This is a genomic window from Novosphingobium sp. BAM6, from assembly GCF_057784955.1.
Window position 1 is genome coordinate 78,375 of sequence record NZ_JBYNTR010000003.1, and the last position, 26,586, is coordinate 104,960.

Below are 26,586 nucleotides of genomic sequence, written 5' to 3' on the forward strand. Positions count from 1 at the left end.
CAGGTCTCAGGGAAGCGTATAAGCAATCACATAGTCGCCGCGTGTGGGCGACTGACGTGCGCCACCAGCGGTAACGACGATGAACTGCTTGCCGGTCTTGGGCGAGCGGAACGTCATCGGACCACCCTGGCTGCCGACGGGCAGACGGCCCTTCCACAGCACCTTGCCGGTCGCGGAGTCGAAGGCGCGCAGGTAGAAGTCCTGGGTGCCCGCGATGAACACGAGACCGCCCTGCGTGGTCAGCGTACCGCCCAGCGTCGGCATGCCGATCGGGATGGGGAGGCCAACCTTCAGACCCATCGGGCCGGTGTCTTCCACGGTGCCGACCGGAACCTGCCACTTGATCTGGCGGGTCTTGAGGTCGACGGCAGTCAGCGTGCCATAAGGCGGTGCCTGGCAGGGGATGCCCAGCGCCGAGAGGAAGCGGTTCTTGTTCACCGCATAAGGCGTGCCCTTCATCGGGACGGCGCCCATGCCGGTGTTCACTGCTTCGCCGCCGTTACCGGCCTTGGCGTTGGGATCGACCTTCTGGCGGATCATCTGCGACCACAGGCCCAGACGCATGTCGTTGATGTAAAGCGTCTGGCTGTTCGGATCGACCGAGAGACCACCCCAGTTCATGCCACCCAGCGAACCGGGGAAGCTGAGCGAGAGATCGCTGCCGGGCGCCGTGTAGAGGCCGTCATAGCGCATGCCCTTGAAGGCGATGCGGCACAGCAGCTGGTCGAACGGGGTTGCGCCCCACATGTCGGCTTCGGTCAGCTTCTGCGCGCCGATCTGCGGCATGCCGACAGACTTGGGCTGCGTGAGCGAGTAAGGCTCGCCTGGGATGTTGGCTGCGTGGACGGGGGTTTCGACGACCTTGGTCAGCGGCTTGCCGGTAGCGCGATCCAGCACGTAGATCTGGCCCGCCTTTGTGGCGAAGACGAGCGCCGGAACCTTCTTGCCGTTCACCGGGAAGTCGATGAGCGACGGCGCCATCGGCAGGTCGAAGTCCCACAGATCGTTGTGGACGGTCTGGAAGTGCCACTTCTCGTTGCCGGTGGTGGCATCGAGCGCCAGCATCGAGGCGCCGTACTTGTGCTCCAGCGCGGTGCGCGGAACGCCATAGATGTCAACCGACGGGCTGCCCATCGGGAGGAACACGGTGTTCGACGCCGGATCCCAGGTCGAGCCGGCCCAGTTGTTGGGGGTCGAACGGGCATAGGTCTTGCCGGCAGCCGGTGCGTTGCGATCGGTCGGGTTGCCCGGATCGAAAGCCCAGCGCAGCTTGCCGGTGATCACGTCGAAGCCGCGCAGAACGCCGCCCGGCATGTCGGTCTGGACGTTGTCGGCCACGCGACCGCCGACGACCACGGTGGTGCCCGCCATCGTCGGGGCCGAGGTCAGCTGGTACTGCGGATCGGGCGCGGCGCCGAGGCCTGCCTTCAGGTCGACCTGGCCATTGTTGCCGAAGCCCGGGCAGAACTTGCCGGTGTCGGCATCGATGGCGATCAGGCGCGCGTCGATGGTGTTGATAAGGATACGACGCTCACACGGTGCACCTGCGGGCAGGGTAGCCGGGATGACCGGGGTCGAGCCCGGCAGGTTCGGCTGCTGAAGCGGGGCATGCACGTCGAAGTAGGCGACGCCGCGGCAACGCTGCCAGACCTTGGCCTGTGCGTTGATCATCGCCTTCCACTTCTGCTTGCCGGTGTCGGCATCCAGAGCGATCACGTCGTTGTGCGGCGTACAGACGTAGACGGTATCGCCGATCTGCAGCGGGGTATCCTGATCTTCCGCACCGTTGCCGTCGCTGATCGCGACGTCGCCGGTGTGGTAGGTCCAGGCGACCTTCAGGTTCTGGACGTTCGAGCGGTTGATCTCGTCGAGCGCGGCAAAGCGGTCGTTCTTGTAGCCGTTGCCGTAGTTCGACCAGTTCTGCTGCGCGCCTGCGACCGCCGGAATCAGCGCATCGGGCGTGCCCGAGAACGAGACGGGATCATGCGGCTTGAACATGCCTGCGAACCCTGCGACGCTGCCGATACCGAGCACGAGCGCGATACCCAGCGCCGGGCGCCAGGTCGGCGCAAGGCCGCGCGCACGCTGCATCAGCGGCCAGGACAGGGCGACGATCGTCGCACCCACGCCCATGGCGAGCAGGCGCGAAATCAGCGGCCAGAAGGTGAAGCCGACTTCCCAGACCGCCCACAGGACGGTCGCCAGGAACGTGGCGAGGAACACGAGAGCACCTGCGGGGCGGCGAGCGATGATCAGGCCACCCGAGACGACCAGTGCAATGCCGGCGAGCAGGAAGTACCAGCTGCCGCCTTCTGTGACGAGCTTGGCGCCGCCTACCACGAAGAACAGGCCCGCCAATGTTATCACCAGGCCGAGAAGGACGAGCCATCCTCTCGCCAATATGCCTGCCCCACTTGATGTGCCTGTCACTTCTCTGGTCCTTTTTTCTCTTCTGTTCCTGCCCTGCGCGCGGCCCCGACAGGGAACGGCGATGGTGCCTGAAGAGTTTCAGGCAGGCGCGTGACGCGCACGGTCCATCGCTGATACGCGACTCGGATCAAAAACTAACTAGAACGTTCACTGAATGGGCGTCTATAAGTTTTCGCTAAGCGACATGTAAATGCATGCACGCGCAACTTGAATGCAATCCGACTTTCGATTCCCGCAAGGCGGGCATGAGCCGCGCGCGCTTGCTTTACGCGGCATTGCACAATAGGCCGCGCTTATGGATGAAGTTCAGATACGACCCTATAATCATGGGGATGAGCAGGGCATTCTGGATCTCATATTGCCGATCCAGCAGGAAGAGTTCGGCATTGCGATCACACGGGAGGATCAACCCGATCTTGCCGACATCGCTGGTTTCTACCTTGCCGGAAAGGGCGCGTTTTTCGTCGCCGAGACCATCTTAGATGGAAGGCCGCAGATCATCGGCACGATCTCGATCAAGGACATCGGCAATGATGAAGGCGCGCTGCGCAAAATGTTCGTGGCCGCGCCATATCGTGGTCGCGGCCATGGGGTTGCCGCCGGACTGCTCGCAGCCTTGATCGATCATGCGCGAAAGCAGCATCTTCGCAGTATCTGTCTGGGAACGACCGACCGTTTCCTTGCCGCACACCGGTTTTACGAGAGGCACGGCTTCCTTCAGATCGACAGCGCTGATCTTCCTGCAGCGTTTCCGCGAATGGCCGTGGATACCCGGTTCTACGCGCTGTCCCTTGATTGACCCTCGCGTTGTCGGGATATATTTAACATAAGATATATTATCAAACGTTCTCCGGGGTCCAGGTGGCCTTATACGTTGTGCTGTCGAGACCGGGAACGCACCCGGCCCCAACAGCATAACCCGGCCAATCAGCCCTTTGTTCGTGGGCTGGACGAACCCGCGGCAGGCGCGCTCATCGCGTCGGTCTTCGCGATGAAGGCCGCAACGTTGTCGTGCATCTGCTTGAGCGAAGCCTCATGCGCGTAGACCATGTGGCCGGACTCATAATACTTGTATTCGATGTTGTTCTGCAGGCTCGCCGGGATCGGCAGATGGTGCATCTCGTACCAGCCCTCGTAGAACGGCGTCGCCAGATCGAAGTAGCCGCCGTTCAGCATGACCTTGAGCTGCGGATTGTACTTCATCGCCGTCGCGAGATCCGGCATCACGTTGGTGGTCGCCCCGCTCGGTGCCCCGCCTTGTCCCGGCTGCTGGTGCGAGAAGTCCCAATCGTCGATGTTCATTTCCGGCTTGTAGGTCTGCCCCTGCCCGTAATGCATGTCGCGGCGAACATAATCGTTGAACGCGCTGACATAGGCCGAACTGATCGCCGCCGACTGCGGATCGTATTCCGCCTCCTTGGACAGCGGATCGAGCGCAGGGCCGGTGAAGCGGGTATCGAAGCGGCCGGTCAGCAGCCCCTGATCGGCCAGCAGTTCCTTGGTGAACTGGCCGCCTTCAAGGCGCAGGTCGGCCTTGACGATGTAGCTCGCCGGAATGCCGATATATTGCGACATCTGCTCTGCCACCCGCTGCTTGTCGGCAGGCGAAAGTTCTGCCCCCTGCTGGAGCGCCAAGAGGTAATCGGTCGTCGCGAAATGCTCGACCTGCTTCAGGTATTCCTGAAGGTTCGCCGGACGCGTGCCGGGCAGACGGTTGTGATACCAGGCCGTTGCCGCATAGGTCGGCAGGGCATCGACATAGGCCTCGTCGCTGCCGGGATTGGCACTGGGGTTGTCCGCCGAAAGCCCGAAGTTCAGGATCTGCGAGAGCAGGATCACACCGTTGATGTCAGTGTCGTTGCCCGTTTCCAGATCGTTGGCGACCACCGCCGAGCGCGGGGTGCCGTAGCTTTCCCCGAACAGGAACTTGGGACTGTTCCAGCGATCGTACTTGGAAAGGAACTGGCGGATGAAGCTGCTGAAGGCATGCCCGTCCGCATCGACGCCGTAGAAAGCCTTGTCCTTGTCCTTGCCGGCGATGCGGCCGAACCCGGTTCCCGGCGCGTCGACGAAGACCAGGTCGGTGGCGTCGAGAAGGCTGTAGTCGTTGTTGACCAGCTGATAGGGCGCGGCAGGCGTGTGGCTGTCATCGCGCGTCAGCACGCGGCGAGGACCGAAGGCGCCGATGTGCAGCCATACCGAGGACGAGCCGGGGCCGCCGTTGAACACGAACGTGATCGGGCGATCTGCCGAAGGCGCGCCCTTCTTGAAGTAGGCGGCGTAGAACATGGCCGCTTCGGGATCGGGCTGGTCATCGCTCTTGCTGTCATCGCCGCCCGAATGGGCCTTGGTCCGCCAGGCCGCATCGTCCCAATCCTGAGGATGAACAACAAGAGTTCCGGCTATAGCCTTGTAATTTATTGACTTGCCTTCCACCGAAACAGTGCCTTCGCTTTCGCTGCTGGTGGGCTGGAACAGGGCATCGGGGTTGCTGTCAGCAGCGCTGTCGTCCTGATCGCTCTTGCCCTGTTCGGCCTTCGGCTTGTCATCGTGGTGGGGTGCGGCCTTGGCCATGGCCTGCGCTCCGGCAAGGCCGAGCAGACTGCATCCCACAAGCACCATCAGTTTCTTCATAGAGGCATGTTCCCGAAACATTGGAATTCACGCATCATGCCGCCCCCGGATCGGATGCGCTGGATTGCCCGTTTGTGAAACAGGGCACCCCGAACCAGCGCATCGCCATCATGATACGCTGTATCATCTGCGCTGCTCTGCGCGCGAATGCAAGCATTTCGTCGCGCAAGAGGCTCCATTGGGCGAAGGCGGAAATCGGCCCGAGGGTTGCCAACAAATGATTGCAGGCGCATGAAAAGCGGGATCTCCCGATTTCCACAAGAGGACCGCCCATGAACCGACTAGCCGCCGGCCTGTCCCTGATCGCTCTGACGACGACCTCCCTCACCCCTGCCCTCGCCCAGACCTCCCAGACGCCAGCACCTGCCGCCGCAGCAGCGAAGCCGGGACAGGGCATTTCCGCCGCTGCGCTTGATGCGAGTTCGGGCGATGCAGGCGCGGCGTGGCATTCGGCGCAGCCGGTAATCGCCAAACATGCGATGGTCGTCTCTGCCGAGCACTATGCTACCGAAGTCGGCCTCTCGATCCTCAGGCAGGGCGGCAATGCGGTCGATGCGGCAGTTGCGGTCGGTTATGCCGAGGCCGTGGTCCATCCGTGCTGCGGCAATATCGGCGGCGGCGGCTTCATGACCGTACATCTTGCCGATGGCCGGAACCTGTTCCTCGATTTCCGTGAGCGCGCGCCGCTGAAGGCCACAGCCACGATCTTTCAGGATGCGGACGGCAACGTCGTCAAGGGGCGCAGCACCGGCACCTGGCTGGGTATCGGCACGCCGGGCACGGTCATGGGGCTGAACGAGGCGCTGGCGAAGTACGGCACGATGAAGCTGGGCAAGGTAATGGCGCCTGCCATCGCGCTGGCCGAAAAGGGCTACATCCTGCAGGCGGGCGACGTGAAGATCCTGAACGGTCGGATCGACGACTTCAACAAGGAAGCCAATGTCGCGCCGACCTTCACCAACCACGGCCAGCCCTGGCAGGTGGGCGATCGCCTGATCCAGCCCCAGCTCGCCGCCAGCCTCAAGCTGATCGCGAAGGGCGGCACCAGGGCCTATTATCAGGGCTCGATCGCGCAGAAGATCGTCGCCGCCAGTCAGGCCAACGGCGGCCTGCTGACGATGAAGGACTTCGCCGAATATACCGTGAAGTGGGACAAGACGGTCGAGTGCGACTATCGCGGCTACCACATCGTCGCGCCGCCCCCGCCCAGTTCGGGCGGCACCACGCTGTGCGAGATTCTTGAGGTGCTGAAGCCCTATCCGCTGCAGGACTGGGGCTATGGCTCGCCCAAGGCGGTGCATTATATGCTGGAGGCCGAGCGCAATGCCTTCGCCGATCGCAACACCGACCTTGGCGACCCCGCCTTCATCGACAATCCGGTGCAGAAGCTGATCTCACCCGAGCACGCCGCCGAGATCCGCACCCGTATCCAGCCTGACAAGGCGACGCCTTCGACCGACATCAAGGGCATCCCCGGTGCGCAGGAAGGCACCAACACCACGCATTTCTCGGTGCTCGATGCCAAGGGCAACGCGGTGAGCGTGACCTATACGCTGAACTACCTGTTCGGCGTCGGCAAGATCGCCGGGGACACCGGCTTCTTCCTCAACAACGAGATGGACGATTTCACCTCCAAGCCCGGCGTGCCCAACGCCTTTGGGCTGGTGCAGGGATCGGCCAACGCGGTCGCGCCCGGCAAGCGCCCCCTCTCCTCGATGACGCCGACCATTCTGCTCAAGGACGGCAAGGTCGCGATGGTCACGGGCAGCCCCGGCGGCTCGACGATCATCACCACCGTGCTCCAGAGCATCCTCAACGTCGTCGACTTCGGAATGAACATGAAGCAGGCGGTCGATGCGCCGCGCATCCACCACCAGTGGCTGCCGGACAAGGTGATGATGCAGCCGGGCTATCTCACCCCTGCCGCGCAGCAGGAACTGGAGGCGATGGGCTACAGCTTCCAGATGGTTCCGGGATGGGGTGCCGATGAGGCGATCTTCGTCGATCCGGCTACCGGCGATATTCAGGGCGCGAACGACATGCGCCGTCCGGCGGGGCTCGCCGCCGGATACTGATACCTCGAAAAGAGATTAAGAAAGGCGGCTTTCCTTCTGGATGGCCGCCTTTTTTGTGTCAGCCTCCAGCGGCAATGGCCCGCTTGCCGCGCAGCGTTTCGTTCAGGCGCACCAGATCCAGCGAGCCTTCCCAGCGCGAGACCACGACCGTCGCCACAGCATTGCCGACGAAGTTGGTCAGGCTGCGGCACTCCGACATGAAGCGGTCCACACCAAGGATCAGCGCCATCCCTGCGACCGGCACCGAAGGCACGATCGAAAGCGTCGCCGCCAGCGTGATGAAACCCGCGCCGGTCACGCCCGCCGCACCCTTGGACGACAGCATGGCGATGCCCAGCAGCAGCAGTTGCTGGCCGAAGCTCAGCTCGACATTGCAGGCCTGCGCGATGAACAGCGCAGCCAGCGTCATGTAGATATTGGTGCCGTCGAGGTTGAAGCTGTACCCCGTGGGCACCACCAGACCGACGACCGCCTTGGGGCAACCGGCAGCTTCCATCTTCTCGATCAGCGCAGGCAGCGCGCTTTCCGAAGACGAGGTGCCCAGCACCAGCAGCAGTTCTCCTTTGAGGTACGCCAGCAGGCGCAGGATCGAGAACCCGCAGACCCGCGCGACCGCGCCCAGAATAACCAGCACGAACAGGATCGAGGTCAGATAGACCGTCGCCACCAGTTCGGCGAGGTTGGCAAGGCTGCCGATGCCGTACTTGCCGACGGTGAACGCCATCGCTCCGAAGGCGCCGACGGGCGCGGCCTTCATCACGATCGAGACGAGCTTGAAGAACGCGGCGGACACGTCTTCCAGCAGGCCCAGAACCTTGTCCCCGCGCTCGCCGATCAGCGCCAGCGCGACGCCGAACAGGATCGATATCATCAGCACCTGCAGGATGTTCCCGCTGGTCAGGCCGGAAACGAAGGTGTCCGGGATCATGCCGTTGAGGAAGCCGATGAACGAGGTCTCGTGCGCCTTGGTGGCATAGTCCGCCACCTTCGAGGCATCGAGGCTGGCCGGATCGATGTTCAGGCCATGGCCGGGCCGTGTGACATTGGCCACCAACATGCCCACGAGCAGTGCGAGAAACGAGAAGAACAGGAAATATATAAAGGCCTTACCGGCGACTCTTCCCACCGTTGCGAGGTCGCGCATCCCGGCGATGCCGGTAACGATGGTCAGGAAGATCACCGGTGGGATGACCATCTTCACCGCCTTGATGAACATGTCGCCCAGCGGCTTCAATGCCTCTCCGGTCGCCGGGGCAAAGTGGCCGACCAGCACGCCCAGCGCGATGGCGACGAGCACCCAGGTATAAAGGTGTTTGTACCAGAGGCGCGGAACGGCGCTGGCAGGCGCGGCGGCAGTATCGATCTTCATGGCAAACTTCATCCCGTCCGGCGTCACGTCCTGCACGCGTGGCACAGGCGGCGTTATGGCCTGACCCATGCCACCCGTGCGCCCTTCGGGCAAAGCAAAACCGCACGGTTTTTACGCGCGGTCTGCCCCATGTCTGCCGGTCAGGAAACCGGGATCAACCGATCCGGTCGATCGCCGCCTGCGGCTGGGTGAACCAGCGCGGCCCGCTCTCGGTCATGTAGAAGTGATCTTCCAATCGCACCCCGAAGCGGTCGGGGACGACGATCATCGGCTCGTTCGAGAAGCACATGCCGGTGTCGAGCGGCGTCCTGTCCCCGCGCACCAGATAGGCAGGCTCATGGATCGACAGGCCGATCCCATGGCCGGTGCGGTGCGGCAGACCCGGCAAACGGTAGTCCGGGCCCAGCCCTGCCCGCTCCAGCACCCGGCGCGCGGCGGCATCGACCGCCTCGCATGGCTCGCCCGGACGCGCAGCCTCGAAAGCGGCGGCCTGCGCTTCCTTCTCCAGATTCCAGATCGAGCGCACCTCGTCCGAGACGTTGCCGAAGGCATATGTGCGGGTGATGTCGGAATGATAGCCCTCGACCGTGCAGCCGGTGTCGACCAGCACGAGGTCGTCCTCGGCCAGATACTGCTCGCCGGGGAGACCATGCGGGAATGCCGTCCCGCGCCCGAACTGGACGATGCAGAAGCTGTAGCCCGCTGCCCCCATCGCCTTGTGGGCATCGTTGATGAAGGCGCGAACTTCGGCGGTCGAAATACCGGGGCGCAGGATCGCGGCAGTGCGGCGATGGACTTCCAGCGTCATGTTCTTGGCCTGCTGCATCAACGCCAGTTCCTGCGCGGACTTGCGCATGCGGCAGCCGTCAATCACCGGGGAGCCATCGACCAGCGTCGCGTGGGGGGCAGCCTTGCGCAGACGCTCGGAGCCCTGAAAATGCAGTGCGGGATCGAGCGCGATGACGGAACCGGCAAACGCATCGGCCACCAGTGCGTAAGGGTCCTCATCCTCCTGCCACAGCCGCATATCGATGGGGAATGCGAGTTCCGCTTCCAGCGAGCCGCGTTCGAAATGCGGGCACACCAGAATCGGGTCGCCCGATACCGGCAGCAGCATCGCCACAAGACGCTCGCTTGCACCCCAGGGAATGCCGGTGAAGTAGCGCAGCGAAGCGCCTGCATTCACCAGCAAGGCATCGGCGCCCAATGTTTCAAGGTGCGCCTGCGCCTGTGCGATTCGATCTTTCCGTTCAGCCACGGAGATCGCAGGCGCGCGATCTACCGGGGGCGAGAGGGTGGCGAGTTCGCGGTCAGCGCTCGATCCGCCGATGCTCATAAAAAATCTCCAGAAAAGTAGGTCGGCGCGGCAAAGCGCAATCATCGCAGTTTCGTATACGATTCACACCGTTGCGGGAAGAGCGTCGTTCCCAGCGGCGAAACCGCAACACTCAAGATACCGTATACGATATTTGACATACCGTGTCATTTATGTTGCATACGCCTGATCACAGGGACGGGAATGGAAATGCAATGCGACACCTTCATGCAATAATGCGACTTTCGGCGGCCGCGGGCGCCATGGCTGTTGGCCTTGCATGTGGCGCCGCCCATGCGCAGACGACGGACGGTGCGGGGGCAGACACCGCCAGCGACCCTGCCTCAAACGCGATCGTCGTGACCGGTACGCGCATCCAGCGTCCCGACCAGACCAGCAACAGCCCGCTCTCGACCGTCAGCAGCAACGAGATCAGCCTGCAGGGCGCGACGAGCGTGGAAAGCGTGCTGAACCGGATGCCGCAGTTCACCGCCGATGCGAACGAGAACGTCTCGAACGGGTCGGACGGCACCTCGAACGTCAACTTGCGCCATCTGGGCTCAAGCCGCGTGCTCCTGCTGATCGACGGGCGCCGCATGCTGCCGCAGCAGGCTGTGGACACCAACTTCGTGCCCTCCTCGCTGATCGACCGGATCGATGTCGTCACCGGTGGCGCCTCGGCGGTCTATGGTTCGGACGCCGTTTCGGGCGTGGTCAACTTCGTGCTGAAGAAAGACCTCGACGGCTTCCGCATGGATTTCCAGAACAGCCTGTTCCAGCACAATAACAACAACAGCTATCTGCGCGGTATCGTGGCGGGACAGGGCTATGCGACGGCGCCCTCCTCGGTGGTCGATGGCGGCAAGCTCGACGTCAACGCCTCGTTCGGCAAGAACTTCGCAGACGGGCGCGGCAACATCACCGTCTATGGCGGCTATCGCCAGACCAATCCAATCACGCAGGACAGCCGCGACATTTCGGCCTGCGCGCTCGATCCCACTGACGATGCCGGCACCGGCCTGCTGTGCGGCGGCTCCAGCAACAACACATGGGGCCTGTTCACGCCGCTGAGCGGCCCGAACCAGGGCAAGACCTACAACAACACCAAGGACGGCGCGCATACCTGGGCGCCTTACGATTCCAGCTACCTCTACAACTACTCGCCCTCGAACTATTTCCAGCGTTCGGACAAGCGCTATACCGCAGGCGCCATGGGCCACTTCGAGATCAGCCCGGCGGCGGAAGTCTATGGCGACTTCATGTACATGCGCGACCACACCTTCTCGCAGGTGGCGCCTTCGGCCTTCTTCCAGGGCACGACCTTCTCGATCAACTGCGACAACCCCTATCTCGGCGCAGGACAGGCGCAGACCCTGTGCGGATCGGCTGCGGGCACCTCGCAGACCGAGGACGCCTTCATAGGCTATCGCCTGACCACGCCGCGCCGCGACGACCTGCGGCATGAGGACTATCGCTATTCGGCAGGCGTGCGCGGCGAAATCGCGACCGGCATCAAGTATGATGTCAACTTCCTGCGTTCGGAAGTCTATTACAACGAAACCTACCTCAACAACGTCGACAACGTGAAGGCGCAACGCGCCATCGACGTCGTGAACGTGAACGGCGTGCCGACCTGCCAGTCGGTGGTCGACGGCACCGACCCGAGCTGTCTGCCGCTCGACATCTTCTCGTCCTCGTCGATCGACCCGACCAACCTGCAGTACATCTTCTCGCCCAGTTCGACGAAGAGCCGCAACACGCAGACCGTATGGTCGGGCAACCTCAGCGCGGACCTGACCAGCTACGGCATCCAGTCGCCGTTCGCGAACCGGGGCATCGGCCTGTCTCTCGGCCTCGAACATCGCCGCGAAACGCTGGTGTTCACCGCCGACGAGATCGCGCAGCAGGCCGGCACGACCAATTCCGACGGCGTGATCGCGGTGAACGAGGCTTACGGCGAAATCGAAGTGCCGCTGGTTTCGGACCGGCCGTTCATCCACGATCTGACGCTGAACGGCGGCCTGCGCTATTCGTCGTACGACAACTCGCAGCAGTCCACCGGCTTCAAGTCGCACTTCGAGGCCTGGACCTTCAAGGGAGAGCTGTCCTACGCACCGACGCCGGACCTGCGCCTGCGTGCCAGCTTCAACCGCGCGATACGTGCGCCCAACATCTCGGAACTGTTCGGCGCCGTCAGCCTTGGCAACGTGACGGGCGTGGACCCGTGCGCCGGAGCCAGCCCGACGCTTTCGCTGGAGGCATGCGAGCGTACCGGCGTCACCGCGTCGCAATACGGTTCGATCATCCAGTGTCCGGCGGGGCTTTGCGTGGAGCAATACGGCGGTAACCGCGACGTGAAGCCGGAGAAGGCCAACACCTACACCATCGGCCTGGTGCTGACACCGCGTGCCCTGCGTCGCTTCAGCCTCTCGGTCGATTACTATCATATCAAGGTCAACGACTACATCTCGACCATCGACCCCTCGCTCACCATCAACCAGTGCGCGACCACCGGCGATCCGTACTATTGCGGGCTGTTCCACCGCGATCCGCGCAGCGGCGTGATCTTCGGCGATCAGGGCTATGTCGTGGCCACCACGCTCAACACCGGCTACCTGATGACCTCGGGCATCGACGTGACCAGCAACTACAACCTGCCGCTGGGCAAGCTGGGCTCGCTCGACTTCGATCTGGTCGGCTCGTACCTGACGTCGCTGACCACCGAGCCGCTGCCGGGCCTGGGCACGTATACCTGCAAGGGGCTTTACGGCTATACCTGCGGCGAACCTTCGCCCAAGTGGCGCCATCAGCTGCGCACCACGCTCAACTTCGCAGGGCCGAACAAGGCCTCGCTCTCGCTGGCATGGCGCTACTTTGGCTCCGTCAAGCTCTCGGACACCGGGGCGGCGAATGCCTACGACGCCAAGATCAAGGCCTACAACTACTTCGATCTGGCCGGTACGATCACCTTCGACAACAAGCTGACCCTGCGTGCGGGCGTCAACAACCTGTTCGACAAGGACCCGCCGGCGGTCGTCGAGGGCGTGCTGAGCAGCTTCGGCAACGGCAACACCTACCCCGGTGTCTACGACGCGCTTGGTCGTTCGATCTTCGTCGGCGCCTCGGTCCAGTTCTGAACCCTGCCCTGACGGTGTGTCTCCTGCTATCATGCAGGAGACACACCGTTTTTTTTGATTCAAGAAATCGCCTGGAGAGGCCCTGCCGATGACCGTCGTTTCCCGTCGTACTTTGCTGGGCTCCACCGGGGCTGCCGGATTGGCCGCTCTCGCCCCCGGCACCATCGCCCGCGCTGCTGCAACTGTCAGGCCCGACACGGGACCACGCGAGATCACCGCGCTCGGCGACTGGCGCTTTCACCTCGGCCACGCGTCCGACCCGGCAAAGGACTTCGGCGTCGGCGCCAGCCATGACACGTACGGCAAGTCCGGCGATGTCGGGACGCCCGTCGCCAATGCGGACTTCGATGCGAGTGGCTGGCAATCCGTGCGCCTGCCGCACGACTGGGCTGTCGACCTGCCCTTCGAGCAGTTCGGCCCCGCAGGCTCCGATGCAGACAAGACCGGTGCCTATCAGGGCTTCAAGCCGCTGGGCCGTCTGTGGCCCGCAACCAGCGTGGGCTGGTATCGCTGCGAGATCCCGATTGCTGCCGGCGACGCCGGTCGCCGGATCGCACTGGAATTCGATGGCGTCTCGCGCGACTGCATCGTCATTCTCAACGGCTTCATCGTCGGCACCAACGAAAGCGCCTATGCGCCGTTCCGCCTCGACGTGACCGACTTCGCCCGCCCCGGAGAGACCAACGTGCTGGTGATCCGCTGCGACGTGAGCCTTGGCGAGGCATGGTCCTACGAAGGCGCGGGGCTCTATCGCGCGGTGCGGCTGGTGAAGGCCGCGCCCGCCCATGTCCGCCAGTGGGGCGCCCGCGTGCGCAGCGACATTCAGGGCACCGCAGCGCGGCTCACCCTCGATACCGAGATCGACAATCAGGGCGAGGCGCGCACGATCCGCCTGCGCTCACGCGCGCTGGGGCCTGACGGAACAGTCGCCGCAGAGGTTCTGTCCGAACCTGTCGAACTCGCCGCATGGAGCAGCCGGACCGTCAACCAGACCGCCGCGATCGCCGAGGCGAAGCTGTGGGATCTGGACACGCCGCATCTCTACACGCTGGTGTCGGACATCCTCGATGGCGACACGCTGCTCGACCGCGACACCTGCCGCTTCGGCCTGCGCACGATCCACTTCGATGCCGACAAGGGCTTCTTCCTCAACGGTCGCCCGGTCAAGATCAAGGGCACCTGCAACCATCAGGATCACGCAGGCGTCGGTTTTGCCGTGCCGGACAGCCTCCACCGCTGGCGCTTGGAAAAGCTGCGCGAGATGGGCGCCAACGCCTATCGCTCGACGCACCACTCCCCCGCGCCCGCGATCCTCGACGCCTGCGACGAGATGGGCATTCTGGTGATGGACGAGACACGCCAGATGTCGAGCAATGCCGAAGGCATGAGCCAGCTGGAGCGCGTGGTGCGGCAGGGCCGCAATCACCCTTGCGTGTTCATCTGGAGCATCGGCAACGAGGAAATCCATCGCGGCACCGCCACCGGCCTGCGCATCGCCACCACGATGAAGCGCCGCGTCTACGAACTCGATGGCACCCGCCCCGTTACCGAGGCGTTCAACGGCAAGTTCGGCGAAGGCGCCTCCCCGGTGCTCGACGTGATGGGCTGCAACTACTTCCTCGACGCCATCGATCCCTATCACGCCGCCCATCCCGACAAGCCGATGATCGGCACCGAGACGGGCAGCACGGTGATGGCGCGTGGCGTCTATGCGCGCGACGACAAGGCCGGGCTCGTTCCCGCCTATGACAGCGAATACCCTCGCTGGGCCACCACTGCCGAGCGCTGGTGGACATTCTACGATGCACGCCCGTTTCTGGCGGGCGGGTTCGTGTGGACCGGCTTCGATTATCGCGGCGAACCCACGCCTTACGAGCGCTGGCCCGAGAACAGCAGCAACTTCGGCCAGATGGACCTATGCGGCTTCCCCAAGGACAATTACTGGTATTACCGCGCCTGGTGGAGCGGCAAGCCGGTGCTGCACCTGTTCCCGCACTGGAACTGGACCGGGCGCGAGGGCCAGAATGTCGCCGTCTGGGTCCACGCCAATTGCGAGGAGGTCGAACTGCTGTGCAACGGGCGCAGCCTCGGTCGCAAGAGCGTGGAGCATGGCCGGCACCTCGAATGGCAGGTCGCCTACGCCCCCGGCCATATCGAGGCGCGCGGCTTCAGCGGCGGCAGGCAGGTCATGGTCCAGCGTCGCGAGACCACCGGCACCCCGTCCCGCGTTGCGCTGACATGTGATCGCAAGGCGCTGGCGGCGGGCGACGTCGGCCTCGTGCGCGCGGCCATCCTCGATGCCAGGGGCCGCGAAGTGCCTGATGCCAGCAACCGCGTGCATTTCACGCTGGAGGGCGACCTCGCGCTGCTTGGCGTCGGCAACGGCGACCCGCGCTGTCTGGAGCCGGATCATGCCGATACGCGCAGCGCCTTCAACGGCCTGTGCGCGGCGGTGGTGCAGGCCGGGCCGGGAAGCGGTCCGCTGCGCATTCGGGCCACGGCTGAAGGTTTAACAGGCGGCGCACTGGCTTTCGTGCGGGCCTGAAGGTTGCGCAGGGTTGCGTGCACGATCATTTGGTATACGGTATTTTTCATCTTTTCCGTAGCCATCCGATCGGACCCATGACCCTTCGCATCCCGCTTCTCGCCACCGGCGCCGTGCTCGCCATGGCCGCCGCCTCGCTGACGCAACCCGCGCTGGCACAGGACACCAACGATACCACTGGGCGCGCCGCCATCGAGCGCTCGGTCCACTTGCGCGAAAACTGGGAGTACCTGACGCGCGAAGTGGCATGGCCCGCGCACTGGAGCCCGGACGGCACGCACTTCTCTTATCGCAAGACCGTTGCGGGCGGTTTCGCGTTCGAAACGGTGGACGTGGCGACCCTCGCCAAGACGCCCGCCTTCGATCACGCCCGCCTCGCCATCGCGCTCGGCAAGACATTGGGCGAAACGATTGCCCCGCTGCGTCTGCCGTTCGAGGAGTTCGACTACGACGGCGCGAATGCGATCACTTTCGAGGTCGACGAGACTGCCTATCGCTGCGACCTTGCCGACTACACCTGTGAAAAGCTGACATGGCCCGGTCGCCCGCGCGGTTTCGACGTAGTGCGCGATCTCTCGGTTCCGGCAGATAACCACCCTCGCCTCTCGCCCGACGGCAAGTGGGAAGCCTTCGTGCAGGGCGACAACCTCGTCGTGCGCGCGGCAGGCTCGCCCGAGTTGACGACGCTCAGCACCGATGGTTCGCCCGGCAATTTCTACGATCCCGAAACCATCGCCTGGTCGCCGGACAGCCGCCACCTGATGATCTATCGCGTGCGTCCCGGCTATGCGCGCCATGTCCTGCGCGTGCTGTCCTCGCCCGACGACCAGCGCCAGCCAGAACTGCGTAGCCAGCTCTATCCCAAGCCCGGCGATGCGGTCGATCAGGAGCAGCCGGTGCTGTTCGATGTAACGGCAAAGAAGCAGACGGACATCGATCCGGCGCTGTTCCCCAATCCCTATCAGCTCTCCGCCCCGCGCTGGCGTAGCGACGGCAAGAGCGCCGAGTTCGACTATGTGAAGCGCGGCTTCCAGCAGGCGAAGGTCATCGCCGTCGATGGCGAAACCGGCGCGGCCCACGCTGCCGTGACCGAGAACGCCAAGACCTTCGTCTATGCCGATCGCCGCTTCGTCCACGATGTGAACGGGCTCGGCAAGGAGCTGATCTGGGCCTCCGAGCGCGATGGCTGGAACCACCTCTACCTGATCGACGGCGCCACCGGAAAAGTGAAGACCCGCATCACCACCGGCAACTGGGTGGTGCGTGATATCGTCCATATCGACGATGCCAAGCGCCAGATCTGGTTCGCGGCAAGCGGTGTGAACGCGGGCGAAGACCCTTATTTCAAGCATTACTATCGCATCGACTTCGACGGCTCGCACCTTGTCGAACTGACCTCTGCCAAAGCGGATCACGCCGTCAGCTTCTCACCGGACATGCGCTGGTTCGTCGACAACTATTCGCGCGTCGACCTGCCCAACGTGTCCGAGCTTCACGATGCCGCCACCGGCAAGCTGATCGCCACGATCACCAAGGGCGATGCGAGCGCGCTCTACGCCGCCGGGTTCAAGGCACCGCAGGTCTTCGTCGCCAAGGGGCGCGACGGCAAGACCGATATCTGGGGGCTTGCCGTCTATCCGCGCGACTATGACCCGACCAAGAAGTATCCGGTGATCGAGAACATCTATGCCGGACCGCACGACAGCTTCGTGCCCAAGGACTTCTGGCCGTTCGGCTACCATTCGGGTGGCGACAAGGTGATCGGCATGCAGGAGCAGGCGGACCTTGGCTTCATCGTCGTGCAGATCGACGGCATGGGCACCGCCAACCGCTCCAAGGCATTCCAGGATGTGGCGTGGAAGAACCTCGCGGATTCCGGCTTCCCCGACCGCATCCTCTGGCACAAGGCCATGGCCAAGGCGAACCCGGCCTACGACATCACCCGCGTCGGCATCTACGGTGCATCGGCTGGCGGTCAGAGCACGCTCAACGCGCTGCTGTTCCATGGCGATTTCTACAAGGTCGGCGTCGCCTATGCGGGCTGCTACGACAACCGCATGGACAAGATCAGCTGGAACGAGCAGTGGCTCGGCTGGCCGGTCGATGCCAGCTACTCGGCAGCCTCGGGCGTAGACAACGCCTGGCGCCTGAGCGGCAAGCTGCTGATGATCTTCGGCGAGCAGGACAGCAACGTCGATCCGTCCTCCTCGCTGCAGGTCGTCAATGCTCTCATCAAGGCGAACAAGGATTTCGAGCTGCTCGACGTGCCCGGCGCCGAGCATTCCGTCGGGCGCTCAACCGGCCCGATCGACTATGTCGCGCGGCGCCAGTTCACCTTCTTCCTGCGCAATCTGGCAGGCGAGGCGACGCCGAACTTCAACACCGAAACCGCGCCGGGACACTGACCCCGGCAATACCCTTCCGCACGGCAGGCAAAAAAGAAGGCCGCGAACACGGGGGTGTTCGCGGCCTTTTCAGTCGGGCTGGCCAGCGCGCAGCGGGAGGGAAGATGCTGCGCGCCAACCGGTCGGAAAGGGTCAGAAGCGGAAGCGCGCGCCCAACTGGATGGTGCGGGCCTGAACACGCGCACCGACAGGCAAGCCTTCGAGCGCACCGTAATACTGGTTCTGATAATTACGAAGCAAGTTTGTACCTTCCACCGTGAAGGTGAAGAACTTTACCGGTGTATAGTTGATTGCCGCATCAAGGCGCGATGTAGGCTTGGTGTATACCTGCCATAGTGCGCTGTAGGGGTTAATGTCATTCTTGTAATGCGAACGATAGTTCCAGGCGACGCGCGCGCTAAGCTTAGGAGTATCGTAGTAAAGAGCAATATTGTAAGTATATTTCGAAGTGTATGGCGCCAGATACTGATCCTTGATCGACACTCCTGACGTGTTCACGCCGTAATCAAGCAAATGCAGCGTGGCAGTAGGAATGAACGTCAAGTTGGCATTGATGCCAAAATTCTTCCAGATTCCGGGAAGGAAGTCGAAGAACGATTGCCCGGAGAGTTCGAAGCCCTGGGTCTTGCCGGGGCCGGCATTCTCGGGACGACCAAGATAATGGACGCTACCACCCAACGCCGCGACTGCAACTGGATCAGTGCCAAGCTGGTAATAGATGAATCCCTTCTGGGTCTTCAGGAAAGCATCAATCGAGAGCTGCCCGGCGCGACCGAAGTAATACTCGAGCGATGCATCATAATTGCGTTCACGCGTCGGTTTGAGGTCCGGATTTCCCGAATAAACATAGGACGTGGGGTTATTGATCTGAGTCGCATCATACGTAATCTGCGGGCTTAGATTGGCAAACGACGGACGCTGAACGTTCCATGCATAGCCCAACCGCAACTGCAGTTTGTCCGTAAAGTGGATGTTCGCATTGGCATTGGGCAGGAAGTCAAGATAATTGGCCTTGGCGTATGATGGTGTATACTCTGTCGAGTAAACGCCATTCGCATCCTCAACAGTATGAGAATTCGTGCCAGCGCTGTTGCCCCAGGTGTTCGTGACACGGCCACCAATTACACCATCGATCGGGAAGACAGCCTTGAAGCCATAGTTGAACTGGGCATAGGCCGCCCATGTATATTCGTTGCTGCTTGAATCGTTGTAGTTATCTGCCGCAGGCAGATCGGTGGCATATGTCCCGCCGTCATACATCGTCGGGTTTAAGGTCATCAGATAGGCACGGGTGGCGGCCCAGTTCTGCTGCACGGCCTTTGCGTCGATATGATACCATGTCGGACTGCTGACACCGGGAATATCCGGCGTCGTGGTCTCCATGACCGCGCCGGGAAGCGAACTCATGAGCGGCTGATCGGCCATGAGTGGCCAAGCGCCGTCACGATATCCGGTGAAATAGTAATCCTTCGTCGCGCTGAAGCGGCCGCCGAACTGGAGTGAACGGAAGAAGCCTGTGTCGCTGCTGTCGACGGTGAAATCGAGTTGGCCAGTCCAGGCCTTGTTACCACTGTTGCCATATTCGTCGTGAATCTGGCCGATCGTGTATTCGTCGGGATTGGAATAATCGACGCCATCGAACTGGATGAACGGACCTCCCCCCGGGATCTGATCTGAATCGAAATCGACATCGGCAACCGTCGCACCGGCAAAGCGGCCTTGGATATCAGTTCGCCGGTAATGTGCCTTGGTCTGGTTATACTGGACCTTGGCGCTGATCTGCACCTTGTCCGAATGCCATTTGGTCTCGAAGTTCGCGTTGAAGGTGTTCGAAATGATGCGACTATATTCAGATTCGGGGCCGCCGGTAAAACCATTGACATTGGTCATGGTCAGCGACTTGATCCCGCCCGATGGGGACAGCACGACGTTAGAGTAATCTTCGCTCCCGTCGTTCGTGGTCAACCTCAGCATGTCGGAGCTTGCGTTCTCACGCGTGCCGAACCACGAGCCTTCCAGAACGAACTCGAGCTGGTCAGATGGCTTCCACTGATAGGCGAGGTTTACCGCAGGCTTCACTACATCGCCTGAGTCGACCCCGTAAGTTACACGGTATGGAATCGCCAATGTGCTTGCCAGAGAACCTAGTGATGTCGCCGACTTTGAACCGGCCGGCACCAATTGCGGGGATTCGTCGAAGATGTAATCTTCTTCGTAATTGTTCTTCTCGTAGGACGCGTTGATGAGGAAACCCATCTCGCCGATGCCGGTATCGAAGCGATAACCGGCCAGCAGGCTCGCATAAGGGCTCCAGGTATTGCCGATGTCGCTGTTGACGTTGCGGTAGCTGCCGGCGACCGTCCAGCCCTTCTTCAGATCGAGCGGACGGCGCAGTTCAACGTTGACCGTACCGGCAATGCCGCCTTCGATCTGGTCTGCAGTACGCGTCTTGTAGACGTCGACGGACTTGAGCAACTCGGCAGGAATATCCGCCAGCGTCACCGAGCGGCTGGGCGAAATCCCCGCCTCGACGCCGGTGCCGGTGCGTGCGACGCCGCCGATGTCATTGCCGTTGATCGTCGTCTGAATGTCTGACAGGCCGCGGATCGTGATGTTCTGACCCTCACCATGAACACGATCGATCGCTACGCCAGTGACACGCGCCAGCGCTTCCGGAACATTGTTATCCGGCAGCTTGCCCGCATCTTCGGCGGTGACTGAATCGACGATCTGCTTGGCGTTCTTCTTTTTGTTGCGCGAGGTTGCGAGGCTGCCCCTCAGACCAAGAACAACGATGTCATTCTTCTCCGGCCCGGCGGTCTTTCCATCTTTGTGCGCACGCCTGTCTTCTTTTGCCCGCTTACGCGCCTTGCGCCGTTCGGCCGCAGATGCCTTCGTGGCACTCGCGTCAGAAGCTACCGTTCCCGTGACATCAGCGGCCTGCGCGGCGACGGGCATCGCCATCAGTGCAGAAAGTGTCACCCCCACCATCAAACGCATCTTTATGTGCATTGATATCCCCTTTGTGATTTTTTGAGAGCCCCTCATGTACGGGCGGAGTCCATTTCGAACACGAAATAAGGTATACGATTCTGCTTTGTCGGACAAGCGGCATTTATTGCTACATCGCAACAAGCGCAGTAACGACTGTATGGAGGCCTGTGCTAAAACAGCATAAGCGGGATTTTCTGAGTTTTACCCGATAGTTGTGCTGCTAGACGCTATCGAAACCGCAGAAATGCTCCGGTCCGATCCACCGGATCTTGAGACGTATCTTCGGGACAGCGCCCTCCGGCTGCTCCCTTATTTGGCTGCCTGAGCGGGTCGAACGTCAGGTCACTGCGGTTGACGGAGTATTCCCGATTATGTGTTTGGCCTGGGCCAACAATTCTTGAACCGGCGGGATGCGCCTCGTTGAGCAGCGCATCCCGTTGGTAACGCGAATATAAATTCTTCTTACAGATGGCGGCTATGAATTCCTGCCGCCCCGTCACTTCGGAGACAGCAACACTCTTGTCGGTACAGAGGACAAGGATAGCACCCATCCTCCGCGCTGCGCTGCACCACTTGACGGACTATAGGCCTTGCCCCCTGTGACCGTCTGTTCAAGCCGGAACAGGGCGCTTGGCGTATCGGTATCGGCAGGATCGAGTGTCAGCGTCACGGCGCCTGTCGTGCTGTCGTAATCCGCGCTCTTGATCTTGCCCGCATCCAGCGTGATCCACAGGCCAGCCGGGGCCACGAACAGACGGCTGCGCGCGCCGTCGTGCGGCTCGATATGGATAACCTTGCCCTGCGGCGAGACGATGCCGCCGAAGCCGAGCCAGCCAAAGCGCGGATCGTCCACCAGATAGGTCGCCGCCGCATAGGCGTGGCCGTAGTAGCCCATGCCGTAATCGCCGGTATAGGCGTCCCACTTCATCATGTCCGGCCAGGAATGGAACGCGGCCGAACCGAAGCCCTGCTGATCGATGTTGGTGATGCCGCCCATGAACCCGCCATAGGCGGCGCGCAGAAGGTGCAGATCGGTGGGCTTGGCCCGATAGGCCTCGAACAGCGGCACCGCGTTCAGTGCCGAGCCGTAATGGTGGATCTGCCGCTCGATCCGCGCGACCTTGCCGCCATAGAGGAAGTCCCAGTAGCGGCGGGCATTACCGTTATAGCCCCAGCTCGGGATCGTCGGATCGTAGGCCAGGATCACATCGCGCGTCTCGTCGGCCTGCGGGATATGATCGAAGTAGCGCATCCACGCATAGACTTCGGGCTGGCCGGTGGAATCCCAAGCCATTTCGGAGCCAAAGGGATACTTCTCCTTGGCCCACTGATCGGCACGCTCCTTCATGAGGCGCCCCATGTTGGCGGCCTCCTCGGTCATGCCCTCGCGCTTGAGATCGTCGAGGATCGAGACGAAGACATTGCCTTCCATCAGGCCGAACTGCGCATAATACGGCGCATCGCGCATCATCGCCGTGGTGGTGATATAAGCGTGCTCCAGATACCAGCGCCAGTCATGCGCGGTGACGAGCCCGGTATGATCGCGCGCCAGACGATAGAGCACCCAGTGCCCGATCGCGACATGCGGATAGTTGTAGGCCCGACCGAGGTCGCCCGCGTCCTTCTTCGACCATGAGGTCCACGAACGCCAGTCGGCGTCCTTGTCGTAATAGTCGGGCAGCTCCTTGGGATCGTAGTAGAAAATGCTCTTCTTCACCGCCCCCGCCTGCGGGCCGTCGGGCACCTGCAACACGCCCTCGACGGTCTTGTCGACGAGCGTTTCCAGCTTCTTCACCTCGACCGGATCGGGATTGTCGAGCTGCTTCATCATCGCCGCGACCCAGCTGCCCGCGCCGCCCTCGTCGCTCATGCCGGAGATCCAGACGCGCGGCTCCTGCGTGACAATGGCGTTCTTCTCGCGATCGTAGGTGAGGATTGCCGGAGTACGATGAAACGGATCGCCCGCGCCTTCGAACCATTGCTGCGTCGTGGTGAAATGCCCCAGATCCGCATTCACCTGCTCCAGCGGCTTGGTGACGAAATAGCTGACCGTCTGCACTTCGCCATCGGCATAGGTGACGTTAAGGCGCGCCTGCCCCCACGTCTTGCCGGTGATCTCGTAGCGGTTCCAGCCCTTGACGCCCTCGGCCCTGGTGGCTTGCAAGGCACCTTCGGGGAAACTGTCGATGGACGTCACCTTGCGCGCGGCATCGAGGAACAGCGTGGCCGGAAGATCCCTGGGCACGACATAGCCCGGAACGCCGATGGCAACCGGGCGATGGTTGGCCCGAAGCGTATCCTCAATCGCCTCGATGCCGGGGGATTCGACGAAGCGCACCCCGAACGTGCGGCTTTCGCCCGGCTTGAGGGTGATGCTGGTCGGCGTGTTCCACTGCTGCCCGGCGTTCTTCCATTCCTTCTCGGCAAAGCCCTTCGAGGCGACGGTCCAGTCGTAGAAGCCTTCGAAGGTCTGGCCGCGCTGCGTCCTGTCGGTGAAGATGTTGTCGTCCTGACGCGGCATCTGGATCGGGCGATAGGCCTCCAGCGGTGTGCCCTTCTCGGGGATCACCAGCAGTGCCGGGCCTTGGCCGTTGAGGCGCGTCACCTGAAGATAGCCTGCATCGCGCCCGATATAGGGATCGACGAAGCTCGCCTCGGCATGGGCCTGATCAAGCGTGCGGTCGTTGATGATGTTGTCGAACACCATCGGCATCCCGAGCCCACCGATCTCGACGGCCTGCGCCGAGGTGTTCGTGAGCACAAAGCGCAAGGCCAGACCGTTCGCCGTGCGCAGCCATTCGCGATGGACGCTGAGCGGGATCGTTGCACCGACAGCGCCGGACGTCATCGAGGGCGTCACATCGTAAGCTGCGATCACCTCGCCCTTCGCGGGTAGCGACGCGATCTGGCGGCGCTTGTGCGAAGAGGAGAAGTCCTGCCACTCGCCACCGGGCACGCGCAGGCGCAGATTGATGTCCCCCAGTTGGACATAGCCGTCGTACTGACGCTCGGCATTACGCCCCGATGGCGTGAAGTCGAACCCCGGATCGCTCTGCGGCGAGAGTTTGGCGAGCGTGCCGGTATCGGCGCGAAGTGCGATCGCGAAAGGCCCGGCGCTGTACGGCGCGGTGCGGATCGGCGGATAGACCGGCTTGGGACGCTCGGCCGGCTCCTGCGCGGGCGCGGGATCGACGGGCAGGGTCAGCGTCGTCGTCGCCACCGAGGCGAGCAGCAACGCGGCCAGAGCGGACTTGCGCGAAGGGCGGAAGGAATGTCGCATGGGGTAAGGGCTCACTTGTCGTCGGTGGCCGCAGCGCTATCGAGTTCGAGAGGCTGGGCGGGCGGCATGTCGCCGATGAGGTACTGGGTGAAGTAATCGCGGAACTTGCGCCAGAAGAACGGCTGATAGACCGCGTGGGTGGTATTGGGCAGGATCACCATATCGACATTGCGCCCCGCCTTCAGCAGTGCGTTCGCCAGATGGAAGCTTTCGGTGACAGGTACGTTGTCATCGATGTCGCCGTGGATCAGCAGCAGGTGGCCCTTGAGGTTCCTGGCCACCGACATGTTGGAGTTGGCCTCCCACTGCGCCTCGCTGGCAAGGCCCATCGAGACTTCCGGCCACCACGCCTTGTCGAGCCGCAGGTCGTGATTGCCGGAGGAGGCAACCGACACCTTGAAGAAATCGGGCCGCCGCAGGATGAAGCGCGCCGCGTCATAACCGCCTGCGGAACCACCATAGACGCCTACCCGGTCCAGATCCATGCAGCCGCACGCCTGCGCCATCTGGCGGATCATCCCGATATGATCGTCGAGCCCCACTTCGCCAAGGTTCTGGTAGGCAGGAAGACGGAAGGCCTGCCCGCGCCGCGAAGTCCCCATGCCATCGATCTGGACGACGATCGCGCCCAGTTGCGCGACGCTCTCCACACTGGTCATGTTCGCCATCGCCCACGTCGTGGGCACGTCCGTCGTCGTGGGGCCGGTGTAGACGTTATCGATCACCGGATAGCGCTTGTGCGGATCGTAATTCGCCGGACGATAGATCATCCCGTAGAGCGGCGTCTTGCCGTCTGCCGCAACGCCCTTGAACGGTTCGGGCGGGGTGAAGCCGGTCGCCATCAGCGCCGACGTGTCGGCCTTGCCGAGTTCGGCGAGAATCCTGCCGTCGCGAGCCGAGCGGACCACGGTGCGCGGCGGCGCGGTGGGGCTGGACATCACATCGATGAACCACTCACCGTTGTCCGATACCGTCACCTCATGATCGAGCGGCTCGGGCGTCAGCAGGACCGGCGCCTTGTTACCCGTCGCGAGGCGATAGAACTGCATCCAGTAGGGATTGCGATCCTTCTCGCGCCCGACACCGGAGAGCAGGATGGTCCTGCCATCGTCCGACACGCGATCGACGCTCGTCACTTCCCATTGCCCGGTAGTCAGCGCGGTGCCGCCGGTCGGCTTGTCCGGGCGGACGAGATAGAGTTGCGCCCACCCGCTGCGCTCGGAGATATCCAGTTCGCCGTGAAGCTGCGGTGCGGGCATGATCATGCTGGAGGTCACGGTGACGATAGGCTTCACCGCCTCGACCGCGACTTCTTTCGCGGCGCCATTGGCAGGATCGACACGGTAGACCACCAGCTTGCCATAGCCGCGCTGGATCCACTGCACCCGACCGCTACCGTCCGGATTCCAGCCCATGTCGGGGTCGGCGGGGTAAAGAATCTGCTCGGTCGGCACCTGTACCGGCACCACATGCGCCGCGCCATCCTTCAGCGCGGCAGCAACGTCGATCACCAGACGGTCGGCCTTGGGCAGCACCTTGGCGCCCGCGAGCGGATAGATGTAGCTGAAGCTGCGCGGATAGAGGCTGCCCTGCACGTTCTCCTGCGTCATCGTCAGGTGCTGGACGCCGCGCGTGTCGAGCCGCCAGGTCATGATCTTCGTGCCATCGGGCGACCAGCGCACCGAGACCGGCATCGTCGGTTCCTCGGTGCCCTGCTTCAGGATTTCCGGCAGCACGGCAATACCGCGACCGTAGGGCTGTTCACGCGTGCCGTCCGTGGTCAGCGGCACTTCGCGCCCGCTCGCGACATCGACCGCGACCAGATTATAATTGCGCGCGACCACCCGGAAGCGTCCGTTCGGCGACATCGAGCCTTCGGCCACCGGCGCATCGGCAGGCATTGGCAGCGCGGTCAGCTTGCCGCCGCGTTCGAGCTGCCACTTGCGGTCCGCCGCCATGAACGTCAGCGCGCCGGAAGTGCCGTCAAATGCGGCATCGGACAAGTCGAGCGCTTCGCCGGGCACGGGATGGCCGATGACTTGTGACACCTGCTCCGCCAGCGCGGCTTCGGGGATCAGGACAGCACTCTGACCGGACTTCAGGTCCAACCGCTCGACTTGCCGCTGGCCGGCTGGTCCCTTGCGGTAGATCACCGAGGAACCGTCGGTCGTAAACGACGCGCGCATATTGGCGTCGGAGACCAGCGCCTTCATCCTGGCACTCATGTACCAGTCCGCCAGCGCATAGCGACCCGCAACGGTGGAAGGCGCGCTACCCGCCAGTGCAGGAGATACGAAGGCGAGCATCGCAACTCCGCCCACCGCTCCGGCCAGGATTCGCCTCCTCCGAGCCCCATCGATGTGTTTGCACGCCAGCATGTCCGATCCCCTTTCGGAGCAGCA

General features: G+C 62.8%; 12 protein-coding genes. 5 read left to right on the forward strand and 7 right to left on the reverse strand.

The genetic code is table 11. The annotated features are described in order from the left end of the window. Nucleotides 1-6: 6 nt before the first annotated feature. The gene (locus tag AC3EC3_RS12295; RefSeq protein WP_488489908.1) at nucleotides 7-2,430 is read right to left on the reverse strand and encodes a membrane-bound PQQ-dependent dehydrogenase, glucose/quinate/shikimate family; all 2,424 of its coding nucleotides are present in this window, start codon (nucleotides 2,428-2,430) and stop codon (nucleotides 7-9) included. A gap of 295 nt (nucleotides 2,431-2,725) precedes the next feature. Between AC3EC3_RS12295 and AC3EC3_RS12300 the strand changes: the two genes are divergently transcribed. After that, nucleotides 2,726-3,229: a GNAT family N-acetyltransferase gene (locus tag AC3EC3_RS12300; RefSeq protein WP_488489909.1), complete on the forward strand. Its 504-nt coding sequence runs from the start codon at nucleotides 2,726-2,728 to the stop codon at nucleotides 3,227-3,229. Nucleotides 3,230-3,357: 128 nt separating this feature from the next. On the opposite strand, the gene AC3EC3_RS12305 is transcribed toward AC3EC3_RS12300, so the two are convergent. After that, nucleotides 3,358-5,064, reverse strand: a complete 1,707-nt coding sequence (locus tag AC3EC3_RS12305; protein ID WP_488489910.1) for a S10 family peptidase — start codon at nucleotides 5,062-5,064, stop codon at nucleotides 3,358-3,360. 272 nt (nucleotides 5,065-5,336) lie between these two features. On the opposite strand from AC3EC3_RS12305, the gene ggt reads away from it, so the two are divergent. Beyond that, nucleotides 5,337-7,139 (forward strand): gamma-glutamyltransferase, encoded by a 1,803-nt coding sequence (gene ggt / locus AC3EC3_RS12310; protein ID WP_488489911.1) that lies wholly within the window; start codon nucleotides 5,337-5,339, stop codon nucleotides 7,137-7,139. 58 nt (nucleotides 7,140-7,197) lie between these two features. Here the strand turns inward: ggt and AC3EC3_RS12315 are convergent, their stop codons facing one another. Together AC3EC3_RS12315 and AC3EC3_RS12320 are read right to left on the reverse strand one after the other, a co-directional pair. After that, nucleotides 7,198-8,508 (reverse strand): dicarboxylate/amino acid:cation symporter, encoded by a 1,311-nt coding sequence (locus AC3EC3_RS12315; RefSeq protein ID WP_488490069.1) that lies wholly within the window; start codon nucleotides 8,506-8,508, stop codon nucleotides 7,198-7,200. 154 nt (nucleotides 8,509-8,662) lie between these two features. Next, entirely contained in the window at nucleotides 8,663-9,844 is a 1,182-nt protein-coding gene (locus tag AC3EC3_RS12320; protein ID WP_488489912.1) for a M24 family metallopeptidase, read from the reverse strand. A gap of 242 nt (nucleotides 9,845-10,086) precedes the next feature. Here AC3EC3_RS12320 and AC3EC3_RS12325 point away from each other — a divergent pair, with 242 nt between their 5' ends. From AC3EC3_RS12325 to AC3EC3_RS12335, 3 genes are all read left to right on the forward strand, one after another. Continuing rightward, the gene (locus AC3EC3_RS12325) at nucleotides 10,087-12,960 is read left to right on the forward strand and encodes a TonB-dependent receptor (protein ID WP_488489913.1); all 2,874 of its coding nucleotides are present in this window, start codon (nucleotides 10,087-10,089) and stop codon (nucleotides 12,958-12,960) included. A gap of 88 nt (nucleotides 12,961-13,048) precedes the next feature. After that, nucleotides 13,049-15,505 (forward strand): beta-galactosidase GalA, encoded by a 2,457-nt coding sequence (galA, locus tag AC3EC3_RS12330; RefSeq protein ID WP_488489914.1) that lies wholly within the window; start codon nucleotides 13,049-13,051, stop codon nucleotides 15,503-15,505. 77 nt (nucleotides 15,506-15,582) lie between these two features. After that, complete coding sequence (locus AC3EC3_RS12335) at nucleotides 15,583-17,910, forward strand: DPP IV N-terminal domain-containing protein (RefSeq protein WP_488489915.1); 2,328 nt, start codon at nucleotides 15,583-15,585, stop codon at nucleotides 17,908-17,910. A 132-nt stretch (nucleotides 17,911-18,042) separates the two neighbouring features. On the opposite strand, the gene AC3EC3_RS12340 is transcribed toward AC3EC3_RS12335, so the two are convergent. From AC3EC3_RS12340 to AC3EC3_RS12350, 3 genes are all read right to left on the reverse strand, one after another. Beyond that, nucleotides 18,043-20,910, reverse strand: coding sequence for a TonB-dependent receptor (locus tag AC3EC3_RS12340; protein ID WP_488489916.1), 2,868 nt, complete (start codon nucleotides 20,908-20,910; stop codon nucleotides 18,043-18,045). A 490-nt stretch (nucleotides 20,911-21,400) separates the two neighbouring features. Further along, on the reverse strand, nucleotides 21,401-24,184 hold the full coding sequence (locus AC3EC3_RS12345; RefSeq protein WP_488489917.1) for a DUF5695 domain-containing protein: 2,784 nt from the start codon (nucleotides 24,182-24,184) through the stop codon (nucleotides 21,401-21,403). 11 nt (nucleotides 24,185-24,195) lie between these two features. After that, nucleotides 24,196-26,490 (reverse strand): S9 family peptidase, encoded by a 2,295-nt coding sequence (locus AC3EC3_RS12350; RefSeq protein WP_488489918.1) that lies wholly within the window; start codon nucleotides 26,488-26,490, stop codon nucleotides 24,196-24,198. Between the last annotated feature and the right edge of the window lie 96 nt (nucleotides 26,491-26,586).